The organism is Microbacterium sp. CGR1, from assembly GCF_051062835.1.
GTDB lineage: Bacteria > Actinomycetota > Actinomycetes > Actinomycetales > Microbacteriaceae > Microbacterium.
Window position 1 is genome coordinate 1,717,256 of sequence record NZ_JAOTPG010000001.1, and the last position, 14,722, is coordinate 1,731,977.

Below are 14,722 nucleotides of genomic sequence, written 5' to 3' on the forward strand. Positions count from 1 at the left end.
ATACCAGTTTTGTTGTCAAGCCAGTTTTGTATCGAGTTCGCGATATCGTGGAGGTATGACGAACTCTGAGCCTCTCGGACGCCGCGAACGCAAGAAAGCGGCGACCCGCAAGAACATCTCCGACGTGGCGACGATGATGTTCCTCGAGCGGGGTTTCGACAACGTCAGCATCCGCGAGGTGGCGGACGCCGCCGACGTCTCTCCCACCACCGTGTTCGCGCACTTCCCCCAGAAGGAGGCGCTCGTGTTCGACGAGGATGACGAGCAGCGCGATCGACTCGTCTCCGCCGTCCGCGACCGTGCTGAGGGCGTCACGATCAACCGCGCGATCCACGCCTTCTACGCGGCCGAGGTGCGGACGAACATCGACGAGCACGGCGACGACGTGACCCGGATCTTCCTCGCGTTCCTCAACGAGACGCCGGCATTGAGCGAGTACGCCGCGAAGATGTGGCTGCGGCACGAGGATGCTCTGGCGGACGCGATCGCCGACGAGCTCGGACTCCCCGAGCCGACGGCCGAGATCCGCGTCTACTCCCGTTTCGTCCTGCAGATGCAGCTGCTCGTCAACGAGCACGAGGACCAGCTCGGGATCCTCGACGCCGGCTTCGCCGTGCTCGAGAACGGCTGGGCTCCGGTCGAGGCGGCCCTCGCGGAGTCGCAGGACTGAGTCCGAAGGGTCTCAGAGAGCGGCGAGAACCTCCGACGTCGTCCGCACCCTCCCGAGCGCCGGGAACACCCGGGTCAGCGAGCGCTCGTGACCGGACGGGTCGGGGTCGGAGACGGCATCGGACACGACCACCACGGAGAGCCCCAGATCGGCGGCGGCACGTGCGGTCGACTCGACTCCGAAGGTCGTCGCGAGACCCGCGACCACGACGTCGGTGATCTGCCTCGCGGTCAGCTCTTCGAGCAGCGAGGTGCCCGCGAACGCGCTCCACCCGGCGCGCGGATGCACGGATTCGCCCTCACGATTCGCGATGCCGGGAGCGAGCTCAGCGAAGCCCTCTGGCCAGACGCGTCCGCCGGGTCCGTACTCGGTAGCACCGACCGCGGTCCCGGTCGAGACCACGAAGGCGACCAGGCGATCGGAGTCGCGAAAGGCCTCGACCAGGCTGCCCACGTGCGACACGAGGTCCTCGGCGCTCACTGCTCTCGCGTTCGGAAGGGTTCCCGCCTGCACGTCGACGACGACGAGCGCCGTCGTCGACGGGAGTTCGATTTTCGGCATCCGTTCTTCTCCCCCTGTCGTCACGGGAACGTGACGACGACCTTCTCGGCCGCACCCGGAGTCGCCGCCAGCGCGAGAGCCTCCTGCACGCGATCGAAGGGGATGCGGTCGCTGATGATCAGTTCGTACTTGCGCCAGTTCGCGATGATGTCGTCGGTGACCTCGAAGATCTCGGTCGGGTACCCCATCGAGAGCACGACGGTGAGCTCGGTCGTGAGCAGAGCTCCGAAGTCGATCTCGACCGGCTTCTTGTGCACGGCGACGATTCCGAGGGTCGCCCCCTGTTTGGCCGCCGACGTCGCCGTTGCGATCACCGCGGGCGCACCGGCGGCATCCAGGTAGACATCCGAATCCGGCCGCTCACCTCGCACGCCGACGACCGGCGCGGCGGCACCGTGCAGCTCGACCAGGCGGGCGAAGACATCTTCTTCCGCCGAATTGATCACCGCATCGGCGCCGATCAGCAGCGCCTTCTCGAGACGGTTGGGCACGATGTCGACGACCACGACGTGGCCGGCGCCGCGCGCCTTGAAGCCGAGCACCGCGCCGAGGCCGATCGGGCCGGCCCCGAACACGACGACCTTGTCGCCGGGCTTCGATGCCGTGCGGTTGGTCGCGTGCCTCGCGACGGCCATGGGTTCGTTCAGCGCCGCCACCTCCCACGGGATCTCCTCGGGGATGACGCGGAACTGCACCCCGGCCCGAGCATCCTTCAGGACGATGACGTCGCTGAATCCGCCCTGTGCGCCGCCGCTGCCGAGCAGACCGTCGACCGTCGCCATGACGTTGATCACCACGTGGTCGCCGACGTGCGCATCGCCCACCTCGGCGCCGACCTCGATGACCTCACCCGCGGGCTCGTGCCCCAGCGGAGTGGCCCCCTGACGGGGCGGGATGCCGCCGTACATCGTGTACATGTGGTCCGACCCGCAGATGCCGCAGGCCTTCATCCTCACCAGCACGTCGCGGGGACCCGCCGTGGGCTGCTCGACCTCGAGCACCTCGGTGGTTCCGGGACCTGTGATCACCACTGACTTCATGCCGTTCTCCCTCGGTTGCATCGGCCGACGCAGTCTTGCGCTGTCACTAAACAACATTAGTGACTCTAAGCTGTCTCCGTGGCTGGGAGTTCTCGCAAGACACCGACCATTCGGGACATCGCCCGAGTGAGCGGGGTGTCGGCGACCACGGTGAGCTTCGTGCTCAACGACACCGCGGGCCAGACGATCCCCCTCGGCACTCGCGATCGCGTCCGCAGCGCGGCGCAGGAGCTCGGGTATCCGACCACGCTCGCCCGCGCCCTGCGAGAGGGCACGACTCGCACGGTCGTCGTCGCCACCGGCGGACTCCCCCGCGGCACCGCTCTCGAGTCCTTTCTCGACGGCCTCGACATCGAGCTCTCGAGCCGCGACCATTCCGTCGCCGTGCTCCGAGCGACCGGCGACGCCCTCGCCCGCACGATCGACGCGATCTCCCCTCGAGCCGTCATCGACCTCGGCGCGATCTACGCCGGCGCCGAGAGCGACGGCCTCGACGGCGGATGGATCGACGGCCTCGCCTCGCACACGCTCACGCAGGCGGGCCACCTGGTGGGCTTCGGCCACTCGCGCATCGCCTTCGCCCGCCCCGCCGAGACCGTCGGCATATCTGCGATGATCGGCCTCCGGGAACGCCATCTCCGAGAGTCCGCTCGGGCGCTCGACATCGCCCCGCCAGCGACGATCGCGATGCCCGAGGATCCGGATGCCGGCACGGACGCCCTGAAAGCGGCGATCTCCCGGGGCGTCACCGGTATCGCAGGCTTCGACGACGACTCGGCTGCACGCGTCCTGCGCGCAGCGCACAGCCTCGGCATCCGCGTTCCGCACGACCTGTCGGTCATCGGCTTCGACGACGCCGGGTGGGGGCAGCACACCACCCCCGGACTCACCACGGTGCGCATCGAGGCGGTCGACTACGGACGTCGAGCCGCACGCGGCATCCTCGGCATCACGGATCCGAATGCTCCGGTACCGCACTCGTGGGTCGTCGAACGCGGGTCGAGCAGCACGGCCCGTTCCTGAACGAGTGCGTCGAGGTCGCGACCGGCGATGCCAGGATGGTCGCATGGCATTCGGGATGGCTCGTGATGTGCTGCGCCGCACGGACTCTCCGCGCGCGGATCGAGTGACGTATGTCGAGCTGTTCTTCGACCTCGTGTTCGTCCTCGCGTTGACTCAGCTGTCTGCCTACCTCTACGAGAACCAGACCCCTCTGGGTGCCCTCGAGGGGGTCATCATGGTGTGCGCGCTGTGGTGGGCATGGGTGTCGACCACCTGGGTGACCAATTGGCTCGACCCTGTGAAGCTTCCTGTGCGCGGTGCGGTGATCGCCCTGGCCTTCGTGGCGCTCGTGATGAGCGTCTCGATCGCCGAGGCGTTCGGCGATCGAGCCTGGGCGTTCGCGATCGCCTACGTCGTCCTCCAGGTCGGGCGCACGGTCTTCATCGTGTGGGCGACAGCCCGCCACGATCGGCGGGTGGCCCGCGATTTCTCGCTCATCCTGTGCTGGACGCTCGCTGGTGGCGCATTGTGGATCATCGGCGCACTGCTTCCCCTCGAATGGCAGCTGCCGTTGTGGGCCGCAGCGCTCGCACTCGAACTGCTGGGCACCGTGCTCGGTTTCCCGGTGCCCGGATGGGGGAAGGTTCTGCTGCGGTCCTGGGATCTTTCCGGTCCGCACATCGCCGAGCGCACATCCCTCTTCGTGCTCATCGCGCTCGGCGAAGGCCTGCTGGTCACCGGCTTCGCGTTCGTCGACAAGGAATCGTCGGTCGCATCCATCGCCGCGATGGTGACGGCGTTCGTCGCTGCCGCGGCGGCCTGGTGGATCTACTTCGACCACGGTGAACGCGTGGGCGCCGAGGCGATCGAGGCGTCAGAGGAACCTGCCCGGCTCGCTCGCACCGTCTACACCTGGGTGCATCTTCCGATCATCGCCGGCATCGTGCTGATGAGCGTGGGCGACAAAGAGATGCTCACTCTTCCCGACCAGCGCGGCCTCGCCGCCACGATGGTGATCGTCGGCGCACCGATCCTCTTCCTCTCCGGTACCGTGCTGTTCCGCCGCATACTCGAGGGGCGCTGGGCGCGAGCTCAGCTCGTAGGGCTGGTAGCTCTCGCTCTGCTCGCGGGTGTCGGGTTCGCGGGCTTCCTCGTCAACGCTCTCACGCTGTCGATCACGGCCGCGCTCGTGCTCGTCGGTGTCGCCGCGGGCGAGACGGTCGAGCGTCTGCGTCGCGATCGCCGCTCAGGGGGCTGACCGGGCGTTAAGATCCCGGAGAGAGTGGACGCGACGGCGGGAGTCGAACCCGCAACGCCGTCAGATATGAGCTGAGGCCCGGGACCGCCCGGATCGCCGCGATGGGAACGACGTTACCTCGCCGTGATCTGGATGACCAGCATCGTTGCGGGGATTGACACAGTGAGTCCTCGCGTGTCGAGAGGCGTCACGCCGCGTCATCCGACTCCGTCCGGAGCGAGGTGTACGGTCACCTCATGGCCGTTGATGAGGACACCGCCCCCACCAGCCTGAGGACCCACCGCTATCTGCGGCTGTCGCTCGTCTTCATCGTGTTCGCCCTGCTGGCGTCAGTGCTGATCCAGACGGTCGTGACGTCCTGGGAGCCGTTCGCACTCGGCTGGGATCCGCTGCCCTCGATCAGCCACTCCTTCTACACACCGGCCCGCACTGTCTTCGTCGGGGCTCTGATCGCGGCATCTCTGGCACTCCTCGCACTCTCGGGACGAGACCGCGCGACCACTCTGCTCGACATCTCGGCGCTCTTCGCCCCGCTGATCGCGATCGTGCCGACCGGTCTTGCGAACCGCGAGCGGATCGGCGGACATGAGTGCCCGGACAACTTCGAGTGCGTGCCGGTCGAGTTCCAGGGCGATATGCGATTCGGCATCGCCGTCTACGCCGTGGTGGTCGTGGCCGTGGTCATCACGATGACGGTGATCCGCCACCGCACTCACACGCCGAATCGCTCAGCCCGGCTGGTGTCGATCATCGCGCTCGTCACGGCCGCGGTCGTCGTCGCCCTCGCCTTCTGGCCCGCCGTCAACGAGTACTTCCCGTTCAACTTCTGGCCTGTGCACAGCATCCACTTCGTGGTGACTCTGCTGTTCTTCGGCGTGTTCGCCGCAGTGCCGATCCTCTACGCGGGCGGCCCCCTCGAACCGGGCGAGACCCCGCCCACTCCTCGCCAACGATCGATCTACCGCTGGATCGCAGGACTGCTGATCGTCGACCTCCTGCTGCTCGTCATGGCGCTGCTCTTCCGCCAGGCGTTCGGGGAGACCCCGGTCGTGCTCTTCGGCGAGGCCGTCGCCCTGATCCTCTTCGCCGCGTTCTGGTCGGTGCAGACGTTCCAGCGGTGGGACGATCCGAACCCACCCTCGATCGTCGCGCGCCGGCCCCTACCCGCGTGAGCCGGGAGCCGGTGCGTCGAGAGCCCGCAGCAGGCGCTCCAGCGATTCCCTGAGCTCCGCGCGATGCGGCTCGGGGAACGACGTCGTGTACTCGACGCCCTCGGGAATCCAGAGCAGCGCATACATCGCCTCCCGCCAGTCCGACCCGCCGAACGGCCACCGCGTGCGGTCCTCCCCCTCGGCCGTCGCCCCCTCGGACCACGGGCCGAACATGCCCTCCATCACCGGCAGCGACAGCTCCATCACGGCGTCCGCCTCGATCTTCTGCGGAGTCCAGGATGCGGCGATGAGCACCCGCTCCTCGATCTCCTCCTCGCTGATCTCGCGGCGGGTGAACAGCACCCGTGTGTGCTCGACCGAGACGATGCGGTCGACACGGAAGGTCCGCCAGTCGTCGCGGTCGAGGTCCCAGCACAGCAGGAACCACTTGCGCCCGGAGGGAGCAAGCGCATGCGGCTCGACGCGGCGGATGCTCTCGGCCCCTGCCCCGTCGATGTACCGCATGCGCAGTCGCTCGTGATCGCGGGTCGCCATCGCGATCTCGCCCAGCACAGCGGGCGATACGACCGGCCCTTCTCCGATCCGCGGCGGCTGTACGGAGGCGGCGAGCGCGTTCACCCGCTGCCGCAGCGCCGACGGCAGCACCTGCTCGAGCTTCGCCAGTGCCGTCAGAGTGACCTCCGCCCCGCCGACGAGCTGCTGGGTCGCCGCGACCCGCAGGCCGATGGCCATCGTGACGGCCTCGTCGTCGGTGAGCAGCAGCGGCGGCACCGCGCTGCCGGCTTCGAGGCGGTAGCCGCCGGCCGCACCCGGCGTCGACTCGACCCGGTATCCCAGCTCGCGCAGCCGGTCGACGTCGCGGCGCACGGTGCGCTCGGTGACGCCGAGGCGACGGGCGAGCTCGGTGCCAGGCCAGTGCCGGTGCGTCTGCAGCAGATTGAGCAGTGCGAGAGCGCGGGTGGTGGTGTCGGACATGCGTCAAGATTGTCAGACATTGCGGACAGGATATGTCCTGGTTGGTTCGTACTCTCTGAGCATGTCGAACGAATCCATCATCGAAACAGAAGGCCTGACCAAGGTCTTCACCGTCAAGAAGACGCCGGTGCACGCAGTCACCGACCTCTCCTTCACCGCGGTCCGCGGCGAGCTCGTCGCGTTCCTCGGCCCGAACGGCGCGGGCAAGTCCACGAGCCTGCGGATGCTGACGACACTGATCCCTCCGACATCGGGCACCGCCCGGGTGGTCGGCCACGACATCCACACGGATGCCGCCGGGGTGCGCGCCCGCATCGGCTATGTCGGCCAGCTCACGAGCGGGAGCTTCTCGCAGCGGGTCCGCGACGAGCTGCTGAGTCAGGGCGCGTTCTACGGCATGACCCGACGCGACAGCATCCGCCGGGCCGACGAGCTGATCGAGTCGCTCGATCTCGCATCATTCGCGACGCGCACTGTGCAGCAGCTCAGCGGAGGGCAGAAGCGCCGGCTCGACATCGCGCTCGGGCTCATGCACGCCCCGCCGCTGATCTTCCTCGACGAGCCGTCGACCGGCCTCGACCCGCAGAGCCGGGCGAACCTCTGGGAGCACATCCTCGACCTCCGCACGCAGCACGGCACGACGGTGTTCCTCACGACGCACTACCTCGAAGAGGCCGACCGCTATGCCGAGCGCGTCATGGTCATGGACAAGGGGCGCATCATCGCTGACGACGACGCGGCGTCGCTGAAGGCGAACCTCGCCGGCGACGTGCTCACCTTCGGCTTCGCGAGCGAGGCGGATGCGGCGACCGCGCGTCCCGTCATCGCACGGCTCAGCACGGCCGACGCGACCATCGACGGCGACTCGGTGTCGCTGGCCGTCCCCGACGGCGATCAGCTGCTGCCGATGATCGTCCGCGAGCTGGATGCCGCCGGCATCCTCGTCCGCCGGGCGACCGGGGTGCCTCCCACTCTCGACGACGTGTTCCTCGCCCTCACTGGGCGCACGCTGCGCGAAGCAGGAGAGGGCGGAGGCGCCGCACGCGACACCGACGCGGACACCGCACCCGACGCCAGCGAGAACGACAAGACAGGAGTCCTCTCATGACCACCACCGGCCTTCCCCACACCGACACCCTCGTACGCGCGAACCTCGCGCGCGATACGAAGAACGTGCTCACCCGGGAGCTCAAGCCGGTGCTGCGCGATCCGTTCACGCTGATCTTCAGCCTGCTGCAGCCGCTCGTCTTCCTGGGGCTGTTCGCGCCGCTGCTGATCGGCGGTTCCGGTCAGCCCGCCGGCGAGACCCTGGCCTGGTTCGTGCCGGGTGTGCTCGTGATGATCGTGCTGTTCGGCACCGGCGCGACGGGGTCGAATCTGCAGTACGAGATGATGACCGGCTCGCACGAGCGCACTCTGGTCGCTCCGCTGGCCCGCTCGTCGCTGCTGGTCGGACGGGCCCTCAAGGAGATCGCACCGATCGTCGTGCAGGCGCTCGTGATCGTGCTGATCGCCTGGCCGTTCGGATTCGCGATCAACGTGCCGGGGCTGCTCATCGGACTCGCTTTGCTGGCGGTCTTCGGCGTCGGGCTCGGCTCGCTGTCGTATTCGCTCGCGCTGGCCACGAAAGACCGCGAGTGGCTGTTCTGGGGCGTGCAGCAGTCGCTGATCTTCCCGCTGCTGATCCTCTCGGGAATGCTGCTGCCGCTCGACGACGGCCCCGCGTGGATGCGCGCCGTCGCCTCGGTCAACCCGGTCAATTGGGTCGTGCAGGCCGAGCGCGCGCTCTTCGCGGGTGACCTCGGCGATGCCACCGTGCTCTGGGGCTGGGTATCGGCGCTGGCCGTCGCCGCGATCGGCCTCGTCGTGGGGGTTCGAGCGATCCGCCGCAGCAGCTGAGCCGTCAGGGCGCCGACTCCGCGCAACCTCGCCCGATTCGGGCGGGAGGCGAGGAGTCGGCGCCTCGGTCAGACCTCTAGCGTGGCCACGATCTTGCCCCGACCACCGCCGGCCACGAGGTCGAGGAGAGCATCGGGGATCTGCTCGAACGGATAGCTCTTCGAGACGACGGGCGTGATCACCCCGTCGTCCACCAGCGTCGCGATGCTGTTCAGCTGCTGACCGTCGGCCCGCATGAACAGGAACTCGTAGGTGACTCCGAGTCGCTTCGCCTGGCGCCGGATCTTTCGACTCAGCGCTGCGATCGCGAGCCGCACCACGGGGTTCAGCTTCTTTCGCTTCGCGAACGCGGGGTCGGGAGGCCCCGATATCCCGATCGCGAGGCCTCCTGGCTTCAGCACCCGCAGCGACTTCTCGAGATTCGCGCCGCCGAGACTGTCGAGCACGAGGTCGTAGTCCGGGAGCACCTCTTCGAAGTCCTCGCTGCGGTAGTCGACCACGACATCGGCGCCCAGGCGGCGGACGAAATCGGCGTTGGCTGCGCTCGCGGTCGTGGCGACGGTGGCTCCGAGATGCTTCGCGAGCTGGATGGCGATCGAGCCGACGCCGCCCGCTCCCGCGTGGATCAGGACCTTCTGCCCGGGCTCGACCCGCCCCCGCTCGACCAGCGCCTGCCAGGCGGTGAGCGCCACGAGCGGGAGCGACGCGGCCTCCGCCGCCGTGATGCGCGTGGGAGCGAGGGCGACGTCCGACTCGGCGATCGCGATGCGTTCGGCGAACGCTCCCATGCGGCGCTCATCGGGACGCGCGAACACCCGATCTCCTGGGCGGAACGACTCGACGAGCCCGCCGACGCGGATCACGGTGCCTGCGACGTCGTTGCCGAGCACCACAGGGAGCGAGTACGGCAAGATCTGCGCGAACTCCCCCCTGCGGATCTTCTCGTCGAGCTGGTTGAGGCCCACGGCCTCCACCCGGATCAGGACGTCTCGGTCACCGATCTCGGGTTCAGCGGTCTCCCTCAGCTCGAGCGGCCGCTTGTACTTCGTGAGCACGAATGCGCGCATGGTCGTTCCTCTCCTTGTCTGCGGGGCCAGGTCAGACGGCCGAGCCGCGCAGCTGCGGGTAGACCGCGTCGAGCGGCGCGCTGAGACCGGCCTTGAGCTGCACCGAGATCTCATCCGCGAGCACCTCGTACTCGCCCCGTTCGGTCGCGTCGAGGATCGCCCGCACGAGGTCGACCGGGTCGGTCTTGGGGTCGGAGACGTGTTCGGCCATCGCCGTGTCGACGTAGCCGACGTGTACGCCGACGACGTGCACTCCCGCGGGTGCCAGCTCGAGACGCAGCGAGTTGGTCGCCGACCACAGTGCCGCCTTCGTGGCGCTGTAGATGCCACCGACCGCGAACCACGCAAGGGCCGAGTGGATGTCGATGACCGTGGCTCCGTCGCGGCCCGACAGCAGCGGGGCGTACGCGCGCGTCAGGAACAGCGGGCCGAGGAAGTTGGTCTCGACGTTGCGGCGGATCTCGTCGTCCGTGTGCGTGAGGATCCCCGCCGTCGGCACGGAGGCGCCGGCGTTGTTGATCAGCACGGTCACGTCGGATGCTGCCTCCACCGCATCGCTGATGGACTGCGCATCGGTGACGTCGAGCGTCAACGGCACCACCCGTACGTCATCCCACTCACGCGGCGTGCGTGCGCTGGCGTAGACCTTGGCAGCTCCCCGTGCGAGCGACTGGTGCACGAACTGCGTGCCGATACCTCCGTTCGCACCGGTGACGAGGACGACAGCTCCGTTGAGTGAAGGCATGGACCGCTCTTTCTTCTTTGCGACAATGAGGAGATGATCGCTGAGCATACGCACAAGCGACTCCAGTCATAACCGACTGCACTCAGTTTATATTCCGAGGGGATCAGGATGTCGAGCCAGGCCACACCGCTCGGGCGACGCGAGCGGAACAAGCAGCAGAAGCTCGAGCGGATCACCGCGGCCGCAGCCGAGCTCTTCACCACTCACGGTATCGACGACGTCACGACCCAGCAGATCGCCGAGAAGGCGGATGTCGGCACCGGAACGCTCTTCCTCTACGCCAAGACGAAGGGTGAGCTGCTTCTGCTCGTGCAGAACGCGCACTACGCCGCGGCGCTGGAGACCGGACGCGCGGCGGCCGCGACGACCGACGACACCCTCGACGCGACCATGGCCCTCCTCCGCCCGATCATCGATTGCAATCGGGTGCAGGTCGAGAACGGCCGCACCTACCTCCGCGAGATGGTGTTCGGCAACCCGGCCGACTCGCATCATGCCGAGGCTCTGCGGATCGTCGGCGAGACCGAGGCAGCGCTGACCGGCATCCTGAGCCGCGATCCGCTTATCGACGAGCACCGCGCCCCGACACTCGCCCGCATCGTCTCGGCCGCGATGTTCGTCACCATGGCGGCGAGCATCAACGCCGATGCGAGCGTCGACGAGATCGCCGCGGATGTCAGGGCCCAGGTCGGCGCACTGCTCGATCGGTGAGACCTGCGCTCAGCGCCGGATCGAATCGTGGAAGGGGTTCGGCTCGAGCGTGACGTCGGTCGACGCATCCGCCCAGGTGCCGCCGTCGATCGGTGCCCGGCCACGACGCAGGGCGGCGATCGCCTTCGTCGCGGGAACCCCGATCGCCAGAGCGGCCGCACCGCTGAGCGTACGATCCTCCGAGCCCAGCACGCTCGCGCGGTGCCACGCCTCGTGCATCGCCCCTCCTCGTGCGACGGGCACCTGCCTGGCAGGCAACGCGCCGGCCCGGCGCAGCGCGACGAGCTGCTCGACGTGCTCCCACCAGGTCGATTCGGCCGAGGGATGGAAGTAGTTGTCGCGCAGCCAGTCGGGATGCGGATGCCGGAAGCGCCCCGCCACAACCTCGCTGCGCCCGCCGAGCAGACCGCTGCCGACGAACACCGTGTTGAGCAGGCTCTTGCTCACCCCGAACGAGTCGAGCGCGATCACCGGCACGCCGAGTGCGACCGCCTCGACGGCCGCGGTGGAGCTCACCGTGACGAGCCCGGCCGCCGTCGACAGCGCCCGGGCCATGGAGCCGTACGACACCACGAGGTTGTCGGGCAGCCGTGCCGGCAGCAGATCGAGATACGGTTCGCGCTCGAGGTGGGTCTCGGACTCCCCCGGCCGCGAACGCAGCTTCACGACGACTCGGCGACGGGGATCGGCCTCGGCCGCCCGCACGAGGGTCGCCGCGATCTCGGCGCGCTCGTCGCGACCGACCGGCACCAGCGCCTGCACCGCGAACACGATGTCGGTGGCCGGCATCCGCACCGGGCGCTCATGCTGCGGCTCCGACGGGGCGGGCCGTTCGACGACGAGCGTTCCCGATGCGCCGGCCTGGTCTGCGGCGAGCACGCACGCCCGATCATGCGCGAGCATCCGGGATCGCGACCGCGCGAACGGCAGGGTCGCGAGCGCCGTCGGCACGTGCACGCCGATCCGACGTCCGAGCTCGGCGAACGCCCGCTCCTCCCGATGCGAGTGCACGACGAGCAGATCGGCGTGGCGGCGGTATTCCAGGGCGCCCCGCTGGGCAGGGATCGCCATGCCGGGAAGCCCTGCCACGACGACCGGGCGACGGGTGAGGCTGTCGATCACTCTGCCCATGAGCCGCACGAACGGACCGCGGCCGGCGAGCAGCACCACATCGGGGCGTTGGCCCTCGAGCCAGCCCTCGGCCTGCGGGAATGCCACCCGGGTGACGTTCTCGGGCAGCATCCCGGTGCCGGTCAGCGCCGTGCGCTGCTGCTCGACGCTGGCCGTCAGGGGCGTCTGCACCAGCAGCAGGTGCGGACGGATGCCGGGCACGCTGCCGAGCAGCGACGCCGACCACTTCACGAACGAGTCGGCATCCGCGATCGCGACGACCCTCAGCGCACCCGATCCGCTCATATTCGGTCCGCTCATGCCAGATCCGCTCATGCCCGATCCGCTCATGCAGAGACGCGACGCAGCTTCGCCATCGGCGCGCGCTCGCTGTCGAAGACGCGCTTGACCCCGTCGCCGAGGGCCGTCTCGATCACGCGGATGTCGCGCACGAGGTGCTCGAGACCCGTCGGCTCGAGCGAGGCCGCGTGGTCGGAGCCCCACATGGTGCGGTCGAGGGTGATGTGACGCTCGACCGCGACGGCGCCGATCGCGACGGCCGCGAGCGAGATCTGCAGCCCGCGCTCGTGCCCTGAGTATCCGACCGGCACGCCGGGGTAGCGGTCACGCAGCGTGGCGATCGCCCGGAGGTTCGCCTCTTCGGGCTCGAGCGGGTACGTCGACGTGGCGTGCATGAGCACGACCCGGTCGGTGCCGAGAGTTGTGAGCGCTCGGTCGATCTGCTCGATCGTCGACATCCCTGTCGAGAGGATGATCGGCTTGCCGGTCTCGCGCAGCGCGACGAGCAGCTCGGTGTCGGTGAGGCTGGCCGAGGCGACCTTGTGCGCCACGACGTTGAGGTCCTCGAGGAACTCGACGCTGGGCACATCCCACGGCGAGGCGAACCAGTCGAGACCGAGCATCGTCGCGTGGTCGCCGATCGCGATGTACTCGTCGCGACCGAACTCGACACGGCGGCGGTAGTCGAGGTAGCTCATGGTGCCCCACGGGGTCTCACGCGGCACGTCACGCATGTGCTCGGGGGTCGAGATCTCGGGCGTGCGCTTCTGGAACTTCACGGCGTCGGCACCCGCCTTCGCCGCGACGTCGATCAGGCGCTTGGCGATGTCGACGTCGCCGTTGTGGTTGAGGCCGATCTCCGCGATGAGATAGGCGGGGTGACCGCCGCCGATCACGCGCGATCCGATGCTGACAGTCATGGTTCCTCCGGTCGTCGAAATGGCCTTCTCCCCTGAGTACGCGCCGGGGGTGAACTGTGTGCGACAGGAGGGTTACCAGAGTCGGTCAGGCCGGCAACACCCGTTCGATCAGCTCGCGCACGGCCCCGTGGCCGCCCGTTCGACCCAGCACCACGCGAGCCGCCTCGAGGACGAGCGGATGCGCGTTCGCGACGGCGATGGGCCAGCCGACGATACGCAGCGCCGGAAGGTCGTTGACGTCGTTGCCGAGGTACGCGATCTCGGCGAGCGGGATGCCGTTCTCCTCCGCCCACCCGCGCAGAGCCGACTCCTTGTCGTCGATGCCGTGCAGCACCGGCACACGCAGCTTGTCGGCCCGCGCGCGAACGACCGGATTGACCTCGGTCGAGAGGATCAGCATCGGGATGCCGGCACGGCGCAGCAGCGACACCCCCATGCCGTCCTCTCGGCTGACCCGCACGCGTTCGACACCGTCGGCGTCGACGCTCGCGGTGTCGTCGGTGTGCACGCCGTCGAAATCGGTCACGATCGCCCGCACCGGAATCCGCTCGGCCGTCTCGTGCAGGGCGGCGAGCGCACGCGCGATCCGCAGCTGCTGTTCATCGTCGATCTCGATCGCGGTCCACTCGGGCACCTCGGCGATGCGGATGCGGCCGAAGAAGCGGTGCTTCGCCTCGCGGAAGCCGTCGACTCGGAGCACGTAGAACGCTCCGGTCTCGAGGAAGTGCGGCTCGCGGTCCTGGCGTCGAGGACGGTGAGCGGCGTCGTGGTTCACCGCGACGGCAGCTCCGGCATCCGCCTGCTGCGCATCGGTGCGCGCCCACAGGAACCCGTAGGTCTCGTGGGCCGAGAACACGCTGTCTGCTCTGCCCTCGCGCACCTCTCGCACCGCATCGGCGAGCACGCCGCTGGGGATGAACGGCGACGTCGCCTGCAGGAAGGCCACCACATCGGCCCCGTCACCCGACCTGTCGAGTTCGTCGAGCGCGTGCAGGATCGCGCTCTCGGATGACGCCGTGTCACCAGATATCTCTGCGGGCCGCCTGACGACTCGCGCCCCGGCAGCCGCGCTCACCGCGGCGATCTCGTCGTCGTCCGTCGAGACCACCACGAGGTCGACGCCGTCGGCCGCCAGCGCACTGCGCACGGCCCGCTCGATCAGCGGTACGCCGCCGACCCGTCGCACGTTCTTGCGAGGCACGCCCTTCGAGCCGCCCCGTGCCGGGATGATCGCGACCACCCGTGGTGCGGCGTGCTCGTGGTTCTCGTCCGTCGTCGTGCTCATGGTCGTC

15 protein-coding genes and 1 pseudogene are annotated in these 14,722 nt (G+C 68.7%); 7 read left to right on the top strand and 9 right to left on the bottom strand.

Annotated elements, in window-relative coordinates; translation table 11 throughout:
- Positions 1–55 precede the first annotated feature (55 nt).
- Positions 56–670, top strand: coding sequence for a TetR/AcrR family transcriptional regulator (locus tag OD997_RS08550; RefSeq protein WP_434331191.1), 615 nt, complete (start codon positions 56–58; stop codon positions 668–670).
- A 12-nt stretch (positions 671–682) separates the two neighbouring features.
- Here OD997_RS08550 and OD997_RS08555 read toward each other — a convergent pair whose 3' ends face one another.
- Positions 683–1,231, bottom strand: coding sequence for an isochorismatase family protein (locus OD997_RS08555; RefSeq protein ID WP_434331192.1), 549 nt, complete (start codon positions 1,229–1,231; stop codon positions 683–685).
- 20 nt (positions 1,232–1,251) lie between these two features.
- Complete coding sequence (locus tag OD997_RS08560; RefSeq protein ID WP_434331193.1) at positions 1,252–2,271, bottom strand: zinc-dependent alcohol dehydrogenase; 1,020 nt, start codon at positions 2,269–2,271, stop codon at positions 1,252–1,254.
- Between the two features lie 78 nt (positions 2,272–2,349).
- On the opposite strand from OD997_RS08560, the gene OD997_RS08565 reads away from it, so the two are divergent.
- Entirely contained in the window at positions 2,350–3,294 is a 945-nt protein-coding gene (locus OD997_RS08565) for a LacI family DNA-binding transcriptional regulator (protein WP_434331194.1), read from the top strand.
- Positions 3,295–3,337: 43 nt separating this feature from the next.
- Positions 3,338–4,531, top strand: coding sequence for a low temperature requirement protein A (locus OD997_RS08570; protein ID WP_434331195.1), 1,194 nt, complete (start codon positions 3,338–3,340; stop codon positions 4,529–4,531).
- 25 nt (positions 4,532–4,556) lie between these two features.
- On the opposite strand, the pseudogene OD997_RS08575 reads toward OD997_RS08570, so the two are convergent.
- A pseudogene (locus tag OD997_RS08575) lies at positions 4,557–4,632 on the bottom strand.
- Between the two features lie 135 nt (positions 4,633–4,767).
- Between OD997_RS08575 and OD997_RS08580 the strand changes: the two are divergent.
- Positions 4,768–5,703 carry a hypothetical protein gene (locus tag OD997_RS08580; protein ID WP_434331196.1) on the top strand — a complete coding sequence of 312 codons (936 nt, stop codon included), beginning with the start codon at positions 4,768–4,770 and terminating at the stop codon, positions 5,701–5,703.
- On the opposite strand, the gene OD997_RS08585 is transcribed toward OD997_RS08580, so the two are convergent.
- On the bottom strand, positions 5,692–6,678 hold the full coding sequence (locus tag OD997_RS08585; RefSeq protein ID WP_434331197.1) for a helix-turn-helix transcriptional regulator: 987 nt from the start codon (positions 6,676–6,678) through the stop codon (positions 5,692–5,694). The two genes, OD997_RS08580 and OD997_RS08585, sit on opposite strands and share 12 nt — an antisense overlap.
- A 61-nt stretch (positions 6,679–6,739) precedes the next feature.
- Here OD997_RS08585 and OD997_RS08590 point away from each other — a divergent pair, with 61 nt between their 5' ends.
- Positions 6,740–7,786: an ATP-binding cassette domain-containing protein gene (locus tag OD997_RS08590; RefSeq protein WP_434331198.1), complete on the top strand. Its 1,047-nt coding sequence runs from the start codon at positions 6,740–6,742 to the stop codon at positions 7,784–7,786.
- Complete coding sequence (locus OD997_RS08595; RefSeq protein WP_434331199.1) at positions 7,783–8,577, top strand: ABC transporter permease; 795 nt, start codon at positions 7,783–7,785, stop codon at positions 8,575–8,577. The genes OD997_RS08590 and OD997_RS08595 overlap by 4 nt, the downstream gene beginning before the upstream one ends.
- A gap of 68 nt (positions 8,578–8,645) precedes the next feature.
- Here OD997_RS08595 and OD997_RS08600 read toward each other — a convergent pair whose 3' ends face one another.
- On the bottom strand, positions 8,646–9,644 hold the full coding sequence (locus tag OD997_RS08600; RefSeq protein ID WP_434331200.1) for an NADP-dependent oxidoreductase: 999 nt from the start codon (positions 9,642–9,644) through the stop codon (positions 8,646–8,648).
- Positions 9,645–9,675: 31 nt separating this feature from the next.
- On the bottom strand, positions 9,676–10,389 hold the full coding sequence (locus OD997_RS08605; RefSeq protein ID WP_434331201.1) for an SDR family oxidoreductase: 714 nt from the start codon (positions 10,387–10,389) through the stop codon (positions 9,676–9,678).
- Positions 10,390–10,497: 108 nt separating this feature from the next.
- Here OD997_RS08605 and OD997_RS08610 point away from each other — a divergent pair, with 108 nt between their 5' ends.
- On the top strand, positions 10,498–11,100 hold the full coding sequence (locus OD997_RS08610; protein ID WP_434331202.1) for a TetR/AcrR family transcriptional regulator: 603 nt from the start codon (positions 10,498–10,500) through the stop codon (positions 11,098–11,100).
- Positions 11,101–11,109: 9 nt separating this feature from the next.
- Here the strand turns inward: OD997_RS08610 and OD997_RS08615 are convergent, their stop codons facing one another.
- The 3 genes from OD997_RS08615 to OD997_RS08625 form a co-directional block, all read right to left on the bottom strand.
- Positions 11,110–12,531 carry a DUF6716 putative glycosyltransferase gene (locus OD997_RS08615; protein WP_434331203.1) on the bottom strand — a complete coding sequence of 474 codons (1,422 nt, stop codon included), beginning with the start codon at positions 12,529–12,531 and terminating at the stop codon, positions 11,110–11,112.
- 26 nt (positions 12,532–12,557) lie between these two features.
- Positions 12,558–13,430 carry an N-acetylneuraminate synthase family protein gene (locus OD997_RS08620; protein WP_434331204.1) on the bottom strand — a complete coding sequence of 291 codons (873 nt, stop codon included), beginning with the start codon at positions 13,428–13,430 and terminating at the stop codon, positions 12,558–12,560.
- A gap of 85 nt (positions 13,431–13,515) precedes the next feature.
- Complete coding sequence (locus tag OD997_RS08625) at positions 13,516–14,715, bottom strand: cytidylyltransferase domain-containing protein (protein ID WP_434331205.1); 1,200 nt, start codon at positions 14,713–14,715, stop codon at positions 13,516–13,518.
- Between the last annotated feature and the right edge of the window lie 7 nt (positions 14,716–14,722).

What these genes read in the sequence shown, in the direction of transcription:
- OD997_RS08550 (WP_434331191.1), top strand. Translation starts at nt 56, where the DNA reads ATGACGAACTCTGAGCCTCTCGGACGCCGCGAACGCAAGAAAGCGGCG.
- OD997_RS08555 (WP_434331192.1), bottom strand. Translation starts at nt 1,231, where the DNA reads ATGCCGAAAATCGAACTCCCGTCGACGACGGCGCTCGTCGTCGTCGAC.
- OD997_RS08560 (WP_434331193.1), bottom strand. Translation starts at nt 2,271, where the DNA reads ATGAAGTCAGTGGTGATCACAGGTCCCGGAACCACCGAGGTGCTCGAG.
- OD997_RS08570 (WP_434331195.1), top strand. Translation starts at nt 3,338, where the DNA reads ATGGCATTCGGGATGGCTCGTGATGTGCTGCGCCGCACGGACTCTCCG.
- OD997_RS08580 (WP_434331196.1), top strand. Translation starts at nt 4,768, where the DNA reads ATGGCCGTTGATGAGGACACCGCCCCCACCAGCCTGAGGACCCACCGC.
- OD997_RS08585 (WP_434331197.1), bottom strand. Translation starts at nt 6,678, where the DNA reads ATGTCCGACACCACCACCCGCGCTCTCGCACTGCTCAATCTGCTGCAG.
- OD997_RS08590 (WP_434331198.1), top strand. Translation starts at nt 6,740, where the DNA reads ATGTCGAACGAATCCATCATCGAAACAGAAGGCCTGACCAAGGTCTTC.
- OD997_RS08595 (WP_434331199.1), top strand. Translation starts at nt 7,783, where the DNA reads ATGACCACCACCGGCCTTCCCCACACCGACACCCTCGTACGCGCGAAC.
- OD997_RS08600 (WP_434331200.1), bottom strand. Translation starts at nt 9,644, where the DNA reads ATGCGCGCATTCGTGCTCACGAAGTACAAGCGGCCGCTCGAGCTGAGG.
- OD997_RS08605 (WP_434331201.1), bottom strand. Translation starts at nt 10,389, where the DNA reads ATGCCTTCACTCAACGGAGCTGTCGTCCTCGTCACCGGTGCGAACGGA.
- OD997_RS08610 (WP_434331202.1), top strand. Translation starts at nt 10,498, where the DNA reads ATGTCGAGCCAGGCCACACCGCTCGGGCGACGCGAGCGGAACAAGCAG.
- OD997_RS08615 (WP_434331203.1), bottom strand. Translation starts at nt 12,531, where the DNA reads ATGAGCGGACCGAATATGAGCGGATCGGGTGCGCTGAGGGTCGTCGCG.
- OD997_RS08620 (WP_434331204.1), bottom strand. Translation starts at nt 13,430, where the DNA reads ATGACTGTCAGCATCGGATCGCGCGTGATCGGCGGCGGTCACCCCGCC.
- OD997_RS08625 (WP_434331205.1), bottom strand. Translation starts at nt 14,715, where the DNA reads ATGAGCACGACGACGGACGAGAACCACGAGCACGCCGCACCACGGGTG.